Source organism: Burkholderia sp. SCN-KJ, from assembly GCF_024656005.1.
Lineage (GTDB): Bacteria > Pseudomonadota > Gammaproteobacteria > Burkholderiales > Burkholderiaceae > Burkholderia.
Genome location: NZ_JANKOG010000008.1, coordinates 179371 through 193920, shown reverse-complemented (window position 1 = coordinate 193920; position 14550 = coordinate 179371). Strand labels below are relative to the sequence as shown.

Below are 14550 nucleotides of genomic sequence, written 5' to 3'. Positions count from 1 at the left end.
AAGCAATGACGATGCGTGGAGGCGGCACCGGCCGGCGCTGCCGGCGCGGCGCCATCACGGCCGTGCGGCTAGATGCAGCGCCCGCCGTCGACTTCGAGACAGACGCCGGTGATGAACTCGGCTTCGTCGGATGCGAGGTACAGGGCCGCGTTCGCGATGTCCTGCGGCGTCGAGAAGCGGCCGAGCGGGATCGTCGCGAGGAACCGGCGGCGATTCTCGGGCGTGTCCTCGCAGCCCATGAACTCGGTCATCAGGCCCGTCTCGCCGAGCACCGGGTTGATGCAGTTCACGCGGATGCGATCGGCGCCGAGCTCGGCCGCGAGCGACTTGCTCGCGGTGATCATCGCGCCCTTCGTGCTGTTGTACCAGACGAGGCCCGGGCGCGGCCGCACGCCGGCCGTCGACGCGACGTTCACGAACACGCCGCCGCCCTGCGTGCGGAAATACGGAACGAAGGTCTGCACGCTCCAGAACAGGCTCTTCATGTTGACGGCGTACACGCGGTCGAACTCGGCCTCCGTCACGTCGAGCACCGGCTTGTTGCGATGGGTGGTGCCGGCGTTGTTCACGACGATCTGCACCGAGTGGAAGTCGTCGAGCGCGGCCTGCAGCAGCGCGCGCCAGTCGGCGTCCTTCGACACGTCGCCCGCGACCGCGATCGCCTTGCCGCCGGCCAGCGCGATCTCGCTCGCGACGCGCTCGGCCGCCGCACCGTTCAGGTCGTTGACGACGACGTTCGCGCCTTCGCGCGCATAGGTCTTCGCGATGCCTTCGCCGAAGCCCGAACCGCCGCCCGTGACGAGGGCCGTCTTGCCGCTCAACCGCATGGTGTGTCTCCTGTGCTGGATGCGTGCAGGGTGCCGCGGGACACGGCCGGTCCGTTGCCGGCCGCGTTCGTCTGGTTCAGCCGTGCCGGATCGCGATCGTCTTCAGCGTCGTGAAACCGTACAGCGCCTCGAAGCCTTTCTCGCGGCCGTGGCCCGAGTGGCCGACGCCGCCGAATGGCAACTCGACGCCGCCGCCCGCGCCGTAGTTGTTGATGAACACCTGGCCGGCGTGCAGGCGGCGCGCGAGACGCAGCTGGCGTGCACCGTCGCGGGTCCAGATGCCCGCGACGAGGCCGTACGGCGTGCCGTTCGCGAGTGCGACCGCTTCGTCTTCGTCGACGAAGCGCATCGCGGCGAGCACCGGGCCGAATACTTCCTCCTGCGCGAGCCGGTGCGACGCCGGCACGTCGCGCAGCAGCGCGGGCGCCTGGTAGAAGCCGCTTTCGGGCGCGTCGGCGACGACCTGGCCGTGCCCGGCCATCGGAATGCCGTCGTGCTGCGCGTCGGACAGGAAATCCCACACGCGCTGCTGCTGCTTCGCGTTGATCAGCGGGCCACAGTCGAGATCGGCGCGGCTCGGGCCGACCCGCAGCCCGTTGAACGCGGTGGCGAGCCGTTCGATGAGCGGCTCGTAGACCGCGCGCTCGATCAGCACGCGGCTGCCGGCCGAGCAGGTCTGCCCGCCGTTCTGTACGATCGCCGACACGAGCACGGGCAGCGCCGCTTCGAGATCGGCGTCGGCGAACACGATCTGCGGCGACTTGCCGCCGAGCTCGAGCGTGACGGGCACGTGGTTTTCGGCGGCCATCTGCGTGACCAGCTTGCCGGTCGCGGGCGAGCCGGTGAACGAGATGTGATCGATGCCGGGATGGCGCGCGAGTGCCGCGCCCGCTTCATGGCCGTAGCCGGTGACCACGTTCAGCGCACCGGCCGGCAGCCCGGCTTCGGCGGCGAGCTCAGCCACGCGCAGCACCGACAGGCACGCATCCTCGGCCGGTTTCACGACGCATGCGTTGCCGGCCGCGAGCGCCGCGCCGACGCTGCGCCCGAAGATCTGCATCGGGTAGTTCCACGGCACGATGTGGCCGGTGACGCCGTGCGGCTCGCGCACCGTCAGTACCGTGTAGCCGGCCTGATAGGGGAGGGTCTCGCCGTGCAGCTTGTCGGCGGCGCCCGCGTAGAACTCGAAGTAGCGCGCGAGCGCGGCGGCGTCGGCACGCGCCTGCTTCAGCGGCTTGCCGGTGTCGCGCGCCTCGATCGCGGCCAGTTCCTCGAGATGGTCGGCGACGCGCGCGGACAGCCGCATCAGCACGCGGCCGCGCTCGGCGGCGCTCGCCGCGCCCCACGGGCCCGCGAATGCGTCGCGGGCGGCGGCGACCGCGCGTTCGATGTCGGGCGCCGTGCCGCGCGCGATCGTCGCGAACGGCTGGCCGTCGGACGGGTCGACGACCGGAATCGTCTCCAGTTGCGCGGGCAACGTCCATTCGCCTGCGATGAAGTGCTTCGCTTCTTCCATGCGTGCTCCTGTCGACCCGAGTTGGCGCTTCAGCGCCTACTCGGGTCCCATGCTTCGCGGTCGACCCGAGTTGGCGCTTCAGCGCCTACTCGGGTCCCATGCTTCGCGGTCGACCCGGGTTGGCGCTTCAGCGCCTACTCGGGTCCCATGCTTCGCGGTCGACCCGGGTTGGCGTTTCAGCCCGTGCTCGGCTTCCATGCAACATCACCCGTGGTTCGATGGCCGGACATCCGGAACGATTATCGCGCCGATCGTCATCCGGACGCCACCGGTCGATTGGCTATAATGGCGCATTCCCTGCGGGGACGCCCGCGGCGGTGCAACGGCCGCGGCGCCCCTGTCCCGAATTCCATCGACCAACAGAGAGCGCTATGAGCTTCAATCATGTTCCGGCCGGCAAGGACCTGCCGCACGATTTCAACGTGATCATCGAGATCCCCGCGCAAAGCGATCCGGTGAAGTACGAGGCGGACAAGGAGCTGGGTCTCCTCGTCGTCGACCGCTTCATCGGTACCGGCATGCGCTATCCGGTGAACTACGGCTACATCCCGCAGACGCTGTCGGGCGACGGCGATCCGGTCGACGTGCTGGTGATCACGCCGTTCCCGCTGCTGGCCGGCTCGATCGTGCGTTCGCGCGTGCTCGGCATGCTGCAGATGACCGACGAGTCGGGCGTCGACGCGAAGCTCGTCGCCGTGCCGCACGACAAGGTCTGCCCGATGACGGCGAACCTGAAGTCGATCGACGACGTGCCCGAGTACCTGAAGGACCAGATCAAGCATTTCTTCGAGCAATACAAGGCGCTCGAGAAGGGCAAGTGGGTGAAGGTCGAAGGCTGGGCCGGCATCGACGCCGCGCACAAGGAAATCGCCGACGGCGCCGCGAACTACAAGAAGTAAGCCGGCTGGCCGGCCTCGCGGCCGGCTCGTTCGGAATGCAAACCGCGCGTGTCTCCTCAGGAGGCCGCGCGGTTTTGTTTTGTGCGCGGTTTGGCGCCCGTGGTGGTGTTCTTTCGTGTGCGGGCGGGCGTGGGCAGCGCGGCGGCGTTCGGCGAGGTTTTCGTACGCTTCGCTCGCGTTGAGCCGGTTGAGCGCGTCGCACTCGTTGCGCCGCGCTCGGTGGTGGCCGGAGCAGCGGCTTCGACGGCTTCGGTTCCGGCCTTTCCGGCCGACGCACCGCGGCGCGCCGGCGATGTCGAAGCGCTGCCGGCGCGTGCCTTCGCGACGGACTTGCCGCCGGCCGCCGGCGCTTTCCGTTTCGGCGTCGAGTTGACGGCAGGCTTGTCCTGCTTTGCCGCCGTGCTGCGCGACGCGGCCTTTTTTGCTTCGGCAGCGTCGCCGTTCGTCGCACGCTTGCTGGCTGGAGCTGCCTTCGTCTTCGCACGAGCCTGAGCGCTTTGCCCGGACTTCGAGGTCTTGCCGGACCGCGATGCTTTCCCGTCACTACCGGCCTTCGCGGCTTCCTTGACGGGTCGTTCCGTTTCGGCCGCCTGCATCGCGATTTCGGCGGGCTGCGGCGCCTTCTTCACTTTCTTCCGCCGCCGCGTGCCGGTCTTCAAACCGTCCGTATCGACTTCCCCGTCGACCGTCACCACAGCCGGCAGCACCGACTCCAGCGTCCGCAATCCTGCCGCCAGCTCGCGTTTCTGCGCGGCGGTCAGCCGCTTCACCCAGTACTCGGCGCGTGACGCGATCGACCGGTCGGGCAGCGGGAACGACGCGAGCACCGCGCGCGGCTTGCGCGAGCGCGTATAGCGCGCGCCCTTGCCAGCTGCGTGCTCGTCGAAGCGCGCAGCGACGTCGGTCGTGATGCCGGTGTAGACGCTGTCGTCGGCACACTCGATCAGATACAGAAACCAGGACATGGGCAGGCGGCGGGATGCGAAGCCGTCAGTGTCTCAGAATTGGCGCGTGCCGCCGCAAGCGACATGATTCGCGCCCGCCGTCACGGCCCCCGCCGGAACGGGTCGTGCTCGCGCAACTCGTCGACGTACGCGTGGATATGCTCGGTCTCGCGTTCGAGAAAGCGCGCGACCGCATCGGAGAACGCCGGGTGCGCGAGCCAGTGCGCGGAATGCGTGACGGTCGGCAGGAAGCCGCGCGCGAGCTTGTGCTCGCCCTGCGCACCGCCCTCGAACGTGTCGAGCCCGGCCTCGATGCAGAATTCGAGCAACTGGTAGTAGGCCGTTTCGAAATGCAGGCAGGGCACGTGTTCGAGCGCGCCCCAGTAGCGGCCGTACAGCGTGCCGCCGCGGCCGTTCGCGCCGCGCCGGTAGACGGCGAGCGAGCTCGCGATCGGTTTGCCGTCGGCTTCGGCGATCACGAGCAGCAGGTTCTCCGGCATCGTCGCGCCGATCGCGCGGAAGAAGTCGAGATTCAGGTACGGGCTCGAATAGTGCTCGCGATAGGTCTGCCGGTAGCAGCGCGAGAAGAAGCGCCAGTCGGCGTCGGTGATCTGCTCGCCGGCGAGCCGCCGGAACGTGACGCCGGCATCGCGCACCTTGCGACGTTCCGCGCGGATGTTCTTGCGCTTCTTCTGCTCGAGCGTGCCGAGGAAGTCGTCGAAGTCGCGGTAGCCGTCGTTGAGCCAGTGGAACTGCACGCCTTCGCGCAGCATCATCCCCATCGACTCGAGCAGCCGCGCCTCGTCGCCGGTCGGGAACAGCACGTGCAGCGACGACACGTCGCTCTGCTCGGCGAACGCGAGCAGCGTGGCCGCGAGCCGGCGGCGCGCGTCGGCGTCGGCCGCGAGCAGGCGCGTGCCCTGCACGGGCGTGAACGGCACCGCGCACAGCAGCTTCGGATAGTAGGACAGCCCGTTGCGCTGGTACGCGTCGGCCCACGCCCAGTCGAACACGTATTCGCCGTACGAATGCTGTTTCGCGTAGACGGGCGCGGCCGCCGCGAGCCGGCCGGTGCGCGCGTCGGTCAGCGTGACGAAGTGCGGCGACCAGCCGGTGTCGTCGACCGCGCAGCGCGCGACGTGCAGCGCGTCGAGGAATTCGTGGCGCAGGAACGGCGTCGGCTGCGCGTCGCGCTCGAGCAGCGCGTTCCATTCGTCGGCCGGCACCTCCGCGGGGGACGACAGGATGCCCGTGCGATAATCGATGCGTTCGTGTTTCAAGCGTGAATCCGTACTGTTGGATGCCGCCGGATGCGTGCCGCCGTGGCCCGCTTCCGAGGCGTTTTCGTCAGCCGTTCAGGGCGCGCCGCCGGGCTGCGCCGATCCCGTCATGAAGATCCGACTCGCTCTCGCCCAGATCAACGTCACCGTCGGCGATTTCGCCGGCAACGTCGCGCGGATCGTTGCCGCCGCCCGCGCCGCGCACAACGATGGTGCGCGCCTGATGATCGCGCCCGAACTCGCGCTGTCCGGCTATCCGCCGGAAGACCTGCTGCTGCGGCCCGCGTTCTACACGGCGGCGGCGGCCGCGCTCGACGCGCTCGCCGATGCGCTGCGCGCGTTCGACGGGCTCGCGGTGCTGGTCGGCCATCCGTTGCGCAGCGCGGGCGGCGCTCCGTCGGGCGGCGCTGCGCACGCGTCAGCCGTCGATGGTAATGCAAACCGCCCGATCGAGCGCGGCGTGCCGCCGGCCGACACCTACAACGCGGTGTCGCTGATCGTCGGCGGCGAGATCGTCGGCACCTACCGCAAGCAGGATCTGCCGAACGCCGACGTGTTCGACGAGAAGCGCTACTTCGCGACCGACACCGAGCCGCTCGTGTTCGAGCTCGACGGCGTCAGGTACGGCGTGATCATCTGCGAGGACGCATGGCATGCGTCGGCCGCGCAGATCGCGAAGGCCGCCGGCGCGCAGGTGCTGCTGATCCCGAACGGTTCGCCGTACCACATGAACAAGGAAGCGCTGCGCATCGACATCCTGCGCGCGCGGATCCGCGAAACCGGGCTGCCGATGGTGTACGTGAATCTCGTCGGCGGCCAGGACGAGCTCGTGTTCGACGGCGGCTCGTTCGTGCTCGACGGCGAGGGCGCGCTCGTCGCGAAGATGCCGCAGTTCGACGAAGGGCACGCGATCGTCGAGTTCGACGGCGCGCGCCCGCTGCCCGGCGCGATTGCGCCCGAGCTGCCGGTCGACGCGCAGGTCTATCGCGCGCTCGTGACCGGCGTGCGCGACTACATCGGCAAGAACGGTTTCCCCGGCGTGCTGATCGGGCTGTCGGGCGGCGTCGATTCGGCGCTGGTGCTCGCGGTCGCCTGCGACGCGCTCGGGCCCGAGCGCGTGCGCGCGGTGATGATGCCGTCGCGCTACACGGCCGACATCTCGACCACCGATGCGGCGGAGATGGCGCGGCGCGTCGGCGTGCGCTACGACGAGATCGCGATCGCGCCGATGTTCGACGCGTTCCGCACGGCGCTCACGGGCGAATTCGCGGGCCGCGCGGAGGACGCGACGGAAGAGAACATCCAGGCGCGCATCCGCGGCACGCTGCTGATGGCGCTGTCGAACAAGTTCGGCTCGATCGTGCTGACGACCGGCAACAAGAGCGAGATGGCGGTCGGCTACTGCACGCTGTACGGCGACATGGCCGGCGGCTTCGCGGTGATCAAGGACATCGCGAAGACGCTGGTCTACCGGCTGTGCCGCTATCGCAACGCCACGGCAGACTACGGGCTGCGCGACGTGATCCCCGAGCGGATCCTGACGCGCGCCCCGTCGGCCGAGCTGCGCGAGAACCAGACGGACCAGGACAGCCTGCCGCCGTACGACGTGCTCGACGCGATCATGCGGATGTACATGGAGGAGGACCGGCCGCTCGCGGAGATCGTCGCGGCCGGCTATGCGGAGGCCGACGTCGCGCGCGTGACGCGGCTCATCAAGATCAACGAATACAAGCGCCGCCAGGCGCCGATCGGCATTCGCGTCACGCATCGCGCGTTCGGGCGCGACTGGCGCTATCCGATCACGTCACGCTTTACCGAACGTCTCGACTGAGCCGAGCCGCGCCGTGCGCGGCCGGCCGGCTTACGGCTTACACTTACGGCTTAAAATCGGGATTGCGATTTTTCATCCAAACGAGCATTGAGGGACAACCATCATGAAACGCATCACCGCCATCATCAAGCCGTTCAAGCTGGACGAAGTCCGCGAAGCGCTCGCCGAAGTGGGCCTCACCGGCCTGACCGTGACGGAAGTGAAGGGCTTCGGCCGCCAGAAGGGGCACACCGAGCTGTATCGCGGCGCCGAATACGTGGTCGACTTCCTGCCGAAGATGAAGATCGAGGTGGTCGTCGCGGAAGCGCAGGTCGACCAGGTGATCGACGCGGTGATCGGCGCGGCGCGCACGGGCAAGATCGGCGACGGCAAGATCTTCGTGTCGGACGTCGAGCGCGTGATCCGCATCCGCACCGGCGAAGAGAACGAAGCGGCGGTCTGAGCGCCGCATCCGGCCCGTTCGGCAGAGCGGGCAGATCGGGCCGCGGATCGCACGATCCCGGCCCGCCAATAAAAAACGGTGCGGATACCCGGGTGGGTACCGCACCGATACGCGCCTCTCGCAGCAGCGTGGAAAGTGTTGTCGAATCGTTCTCTGGACGGCGCCTGATCAGAACAGGTGCTGGATGCCGGCGTAGACGCCGGTCTGGCTGCCGCCCGGATGCGGGTTGCCCGTCGACACGGCGGTGCCTGCACCGTTCGCGTTCAGGCCGAAGTTGGCCGTCTTGCTGTTGCGCACCGTCGCGACCTGCACGTCGAACAGCGTGCGCTTCGAGATGTTGTACGAACCGCCGACCGTGTAGATGTTCGCGTTGCCGCCGCCGTGGTTGGCGTTCACGTGGTACACGGCCGCGATCAGCGCTGCCGCCGGCGTGGCCTGCCACGTCACGCCGCCCCAGACCTGCTGGGTGCCAGTGATGCCGTTGTTGACGGCCGGGCCGCCGCTGCCGTCAGCATGCGACGACTGGTAAGCCGCCTGCAGCTTGAACTGGCCGAGGAACACGTTCAGGCCCGCGAAGTATTCACGCGAGTAGTTGAACACGTCCGAGAAGCGGCCGTTGCTGTCGCGCGTTTCGTCGTAGATGCCGCGCAACTGGAACAGCGAGTTCGTGTACGTGACCTGTGCGCCGGCTGCACGGCCCGGCTGGCCGGCCGTCGTGTTGCCGTTGAAGCTGGTCGAGTTCGAGAACGCGAACTGGCCGTAGAAGTCGAGGCCGTAGAACTGCGGCGACTGGTACGACACGTTGTTGCTGGTCTTGTTCCAGTTGCGGCCGCGCACGAGCGATGCCGACGACCAGCTCGACTGGCCCAGCGGATCGAAGTCCCACACGCCGTTCGCGATCGCGAGTTCGCGACCCAGCAGCAGCGTACCGTAGCGGTCGTTGGAGATGCCGACGGTCGCGAAACGATCCCAGATCGAGCCGCTCGTGCCGAGGCCGCCGTTCATCGTGTTGAACGCGCCTTCGAGGTGGAACAGGACCTTGTTGCCGCCGCCGATGTCCTCGCTGCCCTTCAAGCCCCACAGGCTCGTGCCCCAGTCGCCGCTTTCCGCGCGCACTTGGTGGCCGTTCTGCAGGCCGTTCAGGTACTCGAGGCCGGCATCCAGGCGACCGTACAGCGTGACGCTGCTCTGCGCGTGCGCCGTAACCACCCCAGCAGCCATCAGCGCGGCCGCGACCAAAGCTTTCTTCATCATCTCCTCCATACCCTGTCAAAAAGTCAACCCAGACTGCACGAGATGCCCGGAGCGGCGAGCGCCGGGCAAAAGCGAAAAGCGGGATAACCAGGGAGACCTCGTGCAGGGCCGGTAAGCGCGGCACGCGGGCAAGCGGACGGAAAACCGTTGAGCGGTCCCGCGCAGCCGGGTCGGCTTGCAGGGTCTCCTTGTTGTGTCGTGAAGCTAAACTACATTTCACGAACTTCGTTTTGCTACTTTGGTTACTAATTTAGCAAAAATACAATTTTGTGGCGATGGAAATCGTTGTTTGACTAACACGTGTCGCCAATTTGCCATGCAACACGGTGCGCAGCGGGTGCCCAAGGGGCCGTCGATTTCCGGAAAACCCTTGTGAGACAAGGGAGACACGGATTCGGCGCCGATGGGTCAAGGATTGCCACTATTGACGTTGCCGGGGCGCGAGCGTAAGCGCCGGACGCGCGGAATTGGTAAGTATTTCGTAATGAATTGGCGGCGGTCCACCGCCGCCCGGGCGTGCCGGAAACGCGGGTGCTGCGGGGCGTCCCGCGCGCCGCACCGGAGCGTCGAACTCAACCGCCGGCCGGCCGGACGTCGAGCAGTTGCGCGCGCAGCCACCGGTGCGCGTCGGTGCGCGCATGCTTCGCGTGCGAGTAGACCTTCACCGTGTAGCGCGGGATCTCGAACGGCGCGGGGAAGATGCGGATCGGCGCCGCGTGGCGCAGCGCCTGCGCGGCACGGTTCGGCACCGTCATCAGGAGTGCCGATTCCGCGATCACGAACGGTGCGGCCAGCACGCTCGGCAACTGCACGGCGACCTGCCGCGCGAGGCCGAGCCGGTCGAGCACGTAGTCGACGACGCCGCGCGGCTCGTTCCACGGCGTGACGACCACGTGGCGTGCCGCGAGGTACTGGTCGAGCGTCAGCCGGCGGCGGATGTCCGGATGCGTGGCGCTCGCGATCACCACGTAGTCGTCCGAGAACCAGTCGCAATCCTCGATGCCCGGCGCGTCGGCGGCCGACTCCTCGTGATAGCCGAGCGCGAAGTCGATGCGGCCGGCCGCGAGTTCGTCGATCGAGATCTTCCGGTCGGAGTGGACGACGCGGATCCGCAGCCGCGGCGCGACCTGCTCGATACGCGCGAGCAACGCCGGCAGCACCGCGAACGCCGTGTAGTCGCTCGCGGCGAACACGAACGTGCGGTCGCTTTGCGCGGGATCGAAGCGGCGTGCGCGGGCGAGCCCCTTCGACATCGTGTCGAGCGCAGCGCCGGCCCAGGTGGCGATGTCGTCGGCGCGCACGGTCGGCTGCATCTCGTTGCCGAGGCGCACGAACAACGCATCGCCGATCGCTTCGCGCAGCCGGGCGAGCGCGTGGCTGAGCGCGGACGGGCTCATCGCCAGCTCGTGCGCGGCTGCGGCGACCGAGCGGTGGCGGTACAGCGCGTCGAATGCGAGCAGCAGGTTCAGGTCGAGACGGCGCAGCTCTGGATGCATCATGTTCATGTCAGGATGAAAAAACTGCACTTCCTGCAGTTGTATCGTGAACGTAGCATGTCGATCCGGGCGGCGTCACGCGCGATTGCGCGCGCGCCGCCGCATTCCGTTTTCAGTCCGGGCCGAAGGAGGGCTCCCCACCGTGCAAATCGACATCCGTTCGGCCACCGTCGCCGACGTGCCGCAGATCCTGCGTTTCATCACCGAGCTGGCCATCTACGAGAAGGCGGAGCATGAAGTGGTCGCGACGCCTGCATCGCTCGAGCGCAGCCTGTTCGGCGAAGGTTCGCCCGCGCGTGCGCTGATCTGCGAGGTCGACGGCGAGCCGGCCGGCTTCGCCGTGTATTTCTTCTCGTATTCGACCTGGCTCGGCCGCCAGGGCCTGTATCTCGAGGATCTGTACGTGTCGCCGCGCTTTCGCGGCGCGGGCGCCGGGCTGCGGCTGCTGAAGGCGCTCGCGCGCGTCGCGGTGGATACCGGCTGCGGGCGTTTCGAATGGAGCGTGCTCGACTGGAACGAGCCGGCGATCCGCTTCTACGAAAGCGTCGGCGCCGCGCCGCAGAGTGAATGGGTGCGCTACCGGCTCGCGGGCGACGCGTTGCGCGCGTTCGCCGACGGCGCGCCGGTGGACGCCGCGTAAACGCAAGACGGGCGCCGCATGGCGCCCGTTCGTGCAGTGCGACGCGCGGGAGCGCGCGTTACTTGAGGCTGCCCGACAGGAACCCGCGCAGGCGTTCGCTCTTCGGGTTCGCGAACACCTCGGACGGCACGCCTTCTTCCTCGACGCGCCCCTGGTGCAGGAACATCACGTGGTTCGACACGTTGCGCGCGAAGCCCATCTCGTGCGTGACGACGATCATCGTGCGGCCTTCCTCGGCGAGCTTCTGCATCACCTTCAGCACTTCGCCGACCAGTTCCGGGTCGAGCGCCGACGTCGGCTCGTCGAACAGCATCACGTCCGGATGCATCGCCAGCGCCCGCGCGATCGCGACACGTTGCTGCTGGCCGCCCGACAGGTGCGACGGATACTGCTTCTCGACGCGCGGCGCGAGACCGACCTTCTCGAGATACTCGCGCGCGCGGTCTTCAGCTTCCTTCTTCGGGATGCCGAGCACGTTGACGGGCGCTTCCATCACGTTCTCGATCACGTTCATGTGCGACCAGAGATTGAAGTGCTGGAACACCATCGACAGCTTGGTGCGCACGCGCTGCAGCTGCTTCGAATCCGCGGCGCGCAGCGCGCCCGTCTTGTCGAGCGCGGTGCGCACTTCCTCGCCGTCGACGAAGATGCGGCCGGAGTTGGGCTGTTCGAGGAAGTTGATGCAGCGGAGCATCGTGCTCTTGCCGGAACCGGACGAGCCGATCACGCTGATCACGTCGCCCGAGTTCGCCTTCAGCGATACGCCCTTGAGCACCTCGTTGTCGCCGTACCGCTTGTGCAGATCGTCGACGAAAAGCTTCTGAGTCTGGGAATTCATGAATAGTCCTGCGGAAACTTACTTGCCTTGCGGGCGCAGATACGCGAGCCAGCGACGCTCGGCCTGGCGGAACAGCCACACGAGCGCGAACGAGATCACGAGATAGAGCAGGGCGGCGATGCCGAACGCGTGGAACGACATGTAGGTCGCCGAGTTTACGTCGCGCGCGATCTTCAGGATGTCCGGCACGGTCGCGGTGAACGCGACGGTGGTCGCGTGCAGCATCAGGATCACTTCGTTGCTGTAGAGCGGCAGCGCGCGGCGCAGCGCCGACGGCAGGATCACGCGGCGATACATCGTGAAGGTGGACATCCCGTACGCGCGCGCGGCCTCGATCTCGCCGTACGACGTCGCCTTGATCGCGCCCGCGAAGATCTCGGTGGTGTACGCGCAGGTGTTCAGCGTGAACGCGAGCAGCGTGCAGTGCATGCCGTCGCGGAAGAACGCGTCGAGCAGCGGCGTGCCGCGCACGACCTGCAGGCTGTAGAGGCCGGTGTAGCAGAGCAGCAGCTGCACGTAGAGCGGCGTGCCGCGGAACACGTACGTATAGAGCCACACGGCGCTCGACAGCCACTTCCTCTTCGACACGCGGGCCACCGCGAGCGGCACCGACAGGCAGAAGCCGAGGCCGATCGACACGACCAGCAGCCACAGCGTGATCGCGACGCCGGTGATCCGGAAGCCGTCGGTGTAGAGGTAGTTGCGCCAGTATTCTTGGATGAGTTCGATCATAGGTCAGCCTTGCGGACACCGGTCGAGTAGCGCTTTTCGAGCCACATCAGCACGAAGTTCGAGATCGTCGTGATGGCGAGGTAGACCGCACCGGCGATCAGCGTGAAGAAGAAGAACCGCAGCGTGCCCTTGCCGGCGTCCTGCGACGCCTTCACGACGTCCGCGAGGCCGATGATCGACACCAGCGCGGTGGACTTCACGAGCACCTGCCAGTTGTTGCCGATGCCGGGCAGCGCGAAGCGCATCATCTGCGGGAACATGATCCGCGTGAACACCTGCCAGTTGGTCATCCCGTACGCGCTGCCGGCCTCGAGCTGGCCGCGCGGCACCGACAGGAACGCGCCGCGGAACGTCTCGGTGAAGTACGCGCCGTAGATGAAGCCGAGCACGAGCACGCCGGCGAGGAACGGGTCGATGTCGATCTGGTCCCAGCCGAGTGCGTCGGTCGCCATGTTCAGCCAGATCTGCAGGCTGTAGAACAGCAGCAGCATCAGCACGAGGTCGGGCACGCCGCGGATCAGCGTCGTGTAGACGGTGCCGGCGCCGTTCGTGAAGCGGTTGCGCGACAGCTTCGCGCCCGCGCCGAGCAGGCCCAGCAGGAACGACAGCGCGAGCGAAAGCACCGCCAGCTTGACGGTTTGCCAGGTGCCGGCGAGGATCAGCGGGCCGTAGCCTTGTAGAAACATATGTGGTCCCTGGTGTGGTCCCGGACGGCGCACGCGGTGCGCCGCGAAAGACGCGCCCGCCAAGCTGCGCGGAACGCCCCGTATGTATCATGACCGTCCGCCCCGGCAACGGTGCCGGGCCAGCCCGTCGCGCGAGCGGCGGGCGAGGGGGCGGGCGGCGCGTGGTTGACTGCCTGTCGTGCCGGACGCGGGGCCGCCCCCGCATCCGCTTCCCGCTATTGTCGGCGCTCAGCGCGCCGAGTAGACGCTGAACGAGAAATACTTGTGCGACAGCCGGTCGTACGTGCCGTCCTTGTGCATGTCGGCCAGCGCCTTGTTGATCTTGAGCTTCAGGTCCGTGTCGTCCTTGCGCAGGCCGATCGCGGTGCCGTCGCCGATCGTCTTCGGATCCTTCACTTCCGGGCCGGCGAACGCGAAGCCCTTGCCGCGCGGCGTGCGCAGGAAGCCGTAGTCGGCCTGCAGTTCATCCTGCAGCGTCGCGTCGAGGCGGCCCGTGCCGAGATCGGCGTAGACCTGGTCCTGGTTCTGGTAAGGAACGATCGTCACGCCCTGCGGTTCCCAGTACGCCTTCGCGTAGGATTCCTGCGTCGAGCCCTGCTCGACGCCGACGTGCTTGCCCTTGAGCGACGCGACCGTCGGCAGCAGCGGCGAGCCGGCCTTCGCGATCATCCGCGCGGGCGCGTCGTACACCTTGTCGGAGAAGTCGATCTGCTCGCGACGCTTGTCCGTGACGGTCAGCGACGACACGATGACGTCGTACTTCTTCGCCTTCAGTGCGGGGATGATTCCGTCGAGATCCTGCGCGACCCACACGCACTTCACGTTGATCCGCTTGCAGATTTCCTTGGTGAGATCGACGTCGAAACCGACGATCTCGCCGCTCGGCGCGGTCGACTCGAACGGCGGGTAGCTGGCATCGACACCGATCCGCACGGTCTTCCACTCTTTCGCGAAGGCGCTGCCCGCCACGAGGGCGAGGGCGGCGCACAGGGCGGCCTTCTTCATTTCCATCCTTTTGTCGCTCACTTCCGGGGAGGCGCTCGCGGCCGGTCGGGCCGGGCGCCGCGGCGTATTCTAGACGGCCAAAATTCGTGTTTCGGCGCGCAGGCAACGGCGCTCGCCGGACGGGCGAACGCCAAAAGGGCGGTATTTTACCCGAACGCGA

At 67.6% G+C, this 14550-nt stretch carries 14 protein-coding genes; 4 read left to right on the top strand and 10 right to left on the bottom strand.

Translation table 11 applies throughout. The features are described from left to right. Positions 1–68 precede the first annotated feature (68 nt). The gene (locus NQV17_RS15770) at positions 69–827 is read right to left on the bottom strand and encodes an SDR family oxidoreductase (RefSeq protein WP_044847736.1); all 759 of its coding nucleotides are present in this window, start codon (positions 825–827) and stop codon (positions 69–71) included. 76 nt (positions 828–903) lie between these two features. Continuing rightward, positions 904–2343, bottom strand: coding sequence for an aldehyde dehydrogenase family protein (locus NQV17_RS15765; RefSeq protein ID WP_257772941.1), 1440 nt, complete (start codon positions 2341–2343; stop codon positions 904–906). Between the two features lie 371 nt (positions 2344–2714). Here NQV17_RS15765 and ppa point away from each other — a divergent pair, with 371 nt between their 5' ends. Next, a complete protein-coding gene (ppa, locus tag NQV17_RS15760; protein ID WP_011885693.1) occupies positions 2715–3242 on the top strand; it encodes an inorganic diphosphatase in 528 nt (175 codons plus the stop codon). Between the two features lie 56 nt (positions 3243–3298). On the opposite strand, the gene NQV17_RS15755 is transcribed toward ppa, so the two are convergent. Next, complete coding sequence (locus NQV17_RS15755; RefSeq protein WP_257772940.1) at positions 3299–4207, bottom strand: GIY-YIG nuclease family protein; 909 nt, start codon at positions 4205–4207, stop codon at positions 3299–3301. An 80-nt stretch (positions 4208–4287) separates the two neighbouring features. After that, positions 4288–5466 (bottom strand): GNAT family N-acetyltransferase, encoded by a 1179-nt coding sequence (locus NQV17_RS15750; RefSeq protein WP_257772939.1) that lies wholly within the window; start codon positions 5464–5466, stop codon positions 4288–4290. Between the two features lie 109 nt (positions 5467–5575). On the opposite strand from NQV17_RS15750, the gene NQV17_RS15745 reads away from it, so the two are divergent. Together NQV17_RS15745 and NQV17_RS15740 are read left to right on the top strand one after the other, a co-directional pair. Continuing rightward, a complete protein-coding gene (locus tag NQV17_RS15745; RefSeq protein WP_257772938.1) occupies positions 5576–7297 on the top strand; it encodes an NAD+ synthase in 1722 nt (573 codons plus the stop codon). Positions 7298–7400: 103 nt separating this feature from the next. Beyond that, entirely contained in the window at positions 7401–7739 is a 339-nt protein-coding gene (locus NQV17_RS15740; RefSeq protein ID WP_006398637.1) for a P-II family nitrogen regulator, read from the top strand. Positions 7740–7907: 168 nt separating this feature from the next. Here the strand turns inward: NQV17_RS15740 and NQV17_RS15735 are convergent, their stop codons facing one another. Further along, entirely contained in the window at positions 7908–8993 is a 1086-nt protein-coding gene (locus NQV17_RS15735) for a porin (RefSeq protein ID WP_257772937.1), read from the bottom strand. Positions 8994–9565: 572 nt separating this feature from the next. Further along, positions 9566–10492 carry a LysR family transcriptional regulator gene (locus NQV17_RS15730; RefSeq protein ID WP_257772936.1) on the bottom strand — a complete coding sequence of 309 codons (927 nt, stop codon included), beginning with the start codon at positions 10490–10492 and terminating at the stop codon, positions 9566–9568. Positions 10493–10631: 139 nt separating this feature from the next. Here NQV17_RS15730 and NQV17_RS15725 point away from each other — a divergent pair, with 139 nt between their 5' ends. Beyond that, entirely contained in the window at positions 10632–11129 is a 498-nt protein-coding gene (locus NQV17_RS15725) for a GNAT family N-acetyltransferase (protein ID WP_044847740.1), read from the top strand. Positions 11130–11187: 58 nt separating this feature from the next. On the opposite strand, the gene NQV17_RS15720 is transcribed toward NQV17_RS15725, so the two are convergent. From NQV17_RS15720 to NQV17_RS15705, 4 genes are all read right to left on the bottom strand, one after another. Next, positions 11188–11967 (bottom strand): ABC transporter ATP-binding protein, encoded by a 780-nt coding sequence (locus NQV17_RS15720; RefSeq protein WP_044847741.1) that lies wholly within the window; start codon positions 11965–11967, stop codon positions 11188–11190. An 18-nt stretch (positions 11968–11985) separates the two neighbouring features. Beyond that, positions 11986–12699 (bottom strand): ABC transporter permease, encoded by a 714-nt coding sequence (locus NQV17_RS15715; RefSeq protein WP_044847742.1) that lies wholly within the window; start codon positions 12697–12699, stop codon positions 11986–11988. Beyond that, positions 12696–13385, bottom strand: coding sequence for an ABC transporter permease (locus NQV17_RS15710; protein ID WP_044847743.1), 690 nt, complete (start codon positions 13383–13385; stop codon positions 12696–12698). The genes NQV17_RS15715 and NQV17_RS15710 overlap by 4 nt, the downstream gene beginning before the upstream one ends. Positions 13386–13613: 228 nt before the next feature. Then, entirely contained in the window at positions 13614–14390 is a 777-nt protein-coding gene (locus NQV17_RS15705) for an ABC transporter substrate-binding protein (RefSeq protein ID WP_257772935.1), read from the bottom strand. Positions 14391–14550: the final 160 nt, after the last annotated feature.

What these genes read in the sequence shown, in the direction of transcription:
- NQV17_RS15765 (WP_257772941.1), bottom strand. Translation starts at nt 2,343, where the DNA reads ATGGAAGAAGCGAAGCACTTCATCGCAGGCGAATGGACGTTGCCCGCG.
- NQV17_RS15715 (WP_044847742.1), bottom strand. Translation starts at nt 12,699, where the DNA reads ATGATCGAACTCATCCAAGAATACTGGCGCAACTACCTCTACACCGAC.
- NQV17_RS15740 (WP_006398637.1), top strand. Translation starts at nt 7,401, where the DNA reads ATGAAACGCATCACCGCCATCATCAAGCCGTTCAAGCTGGACGAAGTC.
- ppa (WP_011885693.1), top strand. Translation starts at nt 2,715, where the DNA reads ATGAGCTTCAATCATGTTCCGGCCGGCAAGGACCTGCCGCACGATTTC.
- NQV17_RS15735 (WP_257772937.1), bottom strand. Translation starts at nt 8,993, where the DNA reads ATGATGAAGAAAGCTTTGGTCGCGGCCGCGCTGATGGCTGCTGGGGTG.
- NQV17_RS15770 (WP_044847736.1), bottom strand. Translation starts at nt 827, where the DNA reads ATGCGGTTGAGCGGCAAGACGGCCCTCGTCACGGGCGGCGGTTCGGGC.
- NQV17_RS15755 (WP_257772940.1), bottom strand. Translation starts at nt 4,207, where the DNA reads ATGTCCTGGTTTCTGTATCTGATCGAGTGTGCCGACGACAGCGTCTAC.
- NQV17_RS15745 (WP_257772938.1), top strand. Translation starts at nt 5,576, where the DNA reads ATGAAGATCCGACTCGCTCTCGCCCAGATCAACGTCACCGTCGGCGAT.
- NQV17_RS15720 (WP_044847741.1), bottom strand. Translation starts at nt 11,967, where the DNA reads ATGAATTCCCAGACTCAGAAGCTTTTCGTCGACGATCTGCACAAGCGG.
- NQV17_RS15705 (WP_257772935.1), bottom strand. Translation starts at nt 14,390, where the DNA reads ATGAAGAAGGCCGCCCTGTGCGCCGCCCTCGCCCTCGTGGCGGGCAGC.
- NQV17_RS15710 (WP_044847743.1), bottom strand. Translation starts at nt 13,385, where the DNA reads ATGTTTCTACAAGGCTACGGCCCGCTGATCCTCGCCGGCACCTGGCAA.
- NQV17_RS15730 (WP_257772936.1), bottom strand. Translation starts at nt 10,492, where the DNA reads ATGATGCATCCAGAGCTGCGCCGTCTCGACCTGAACCTGCTGCTCGCA.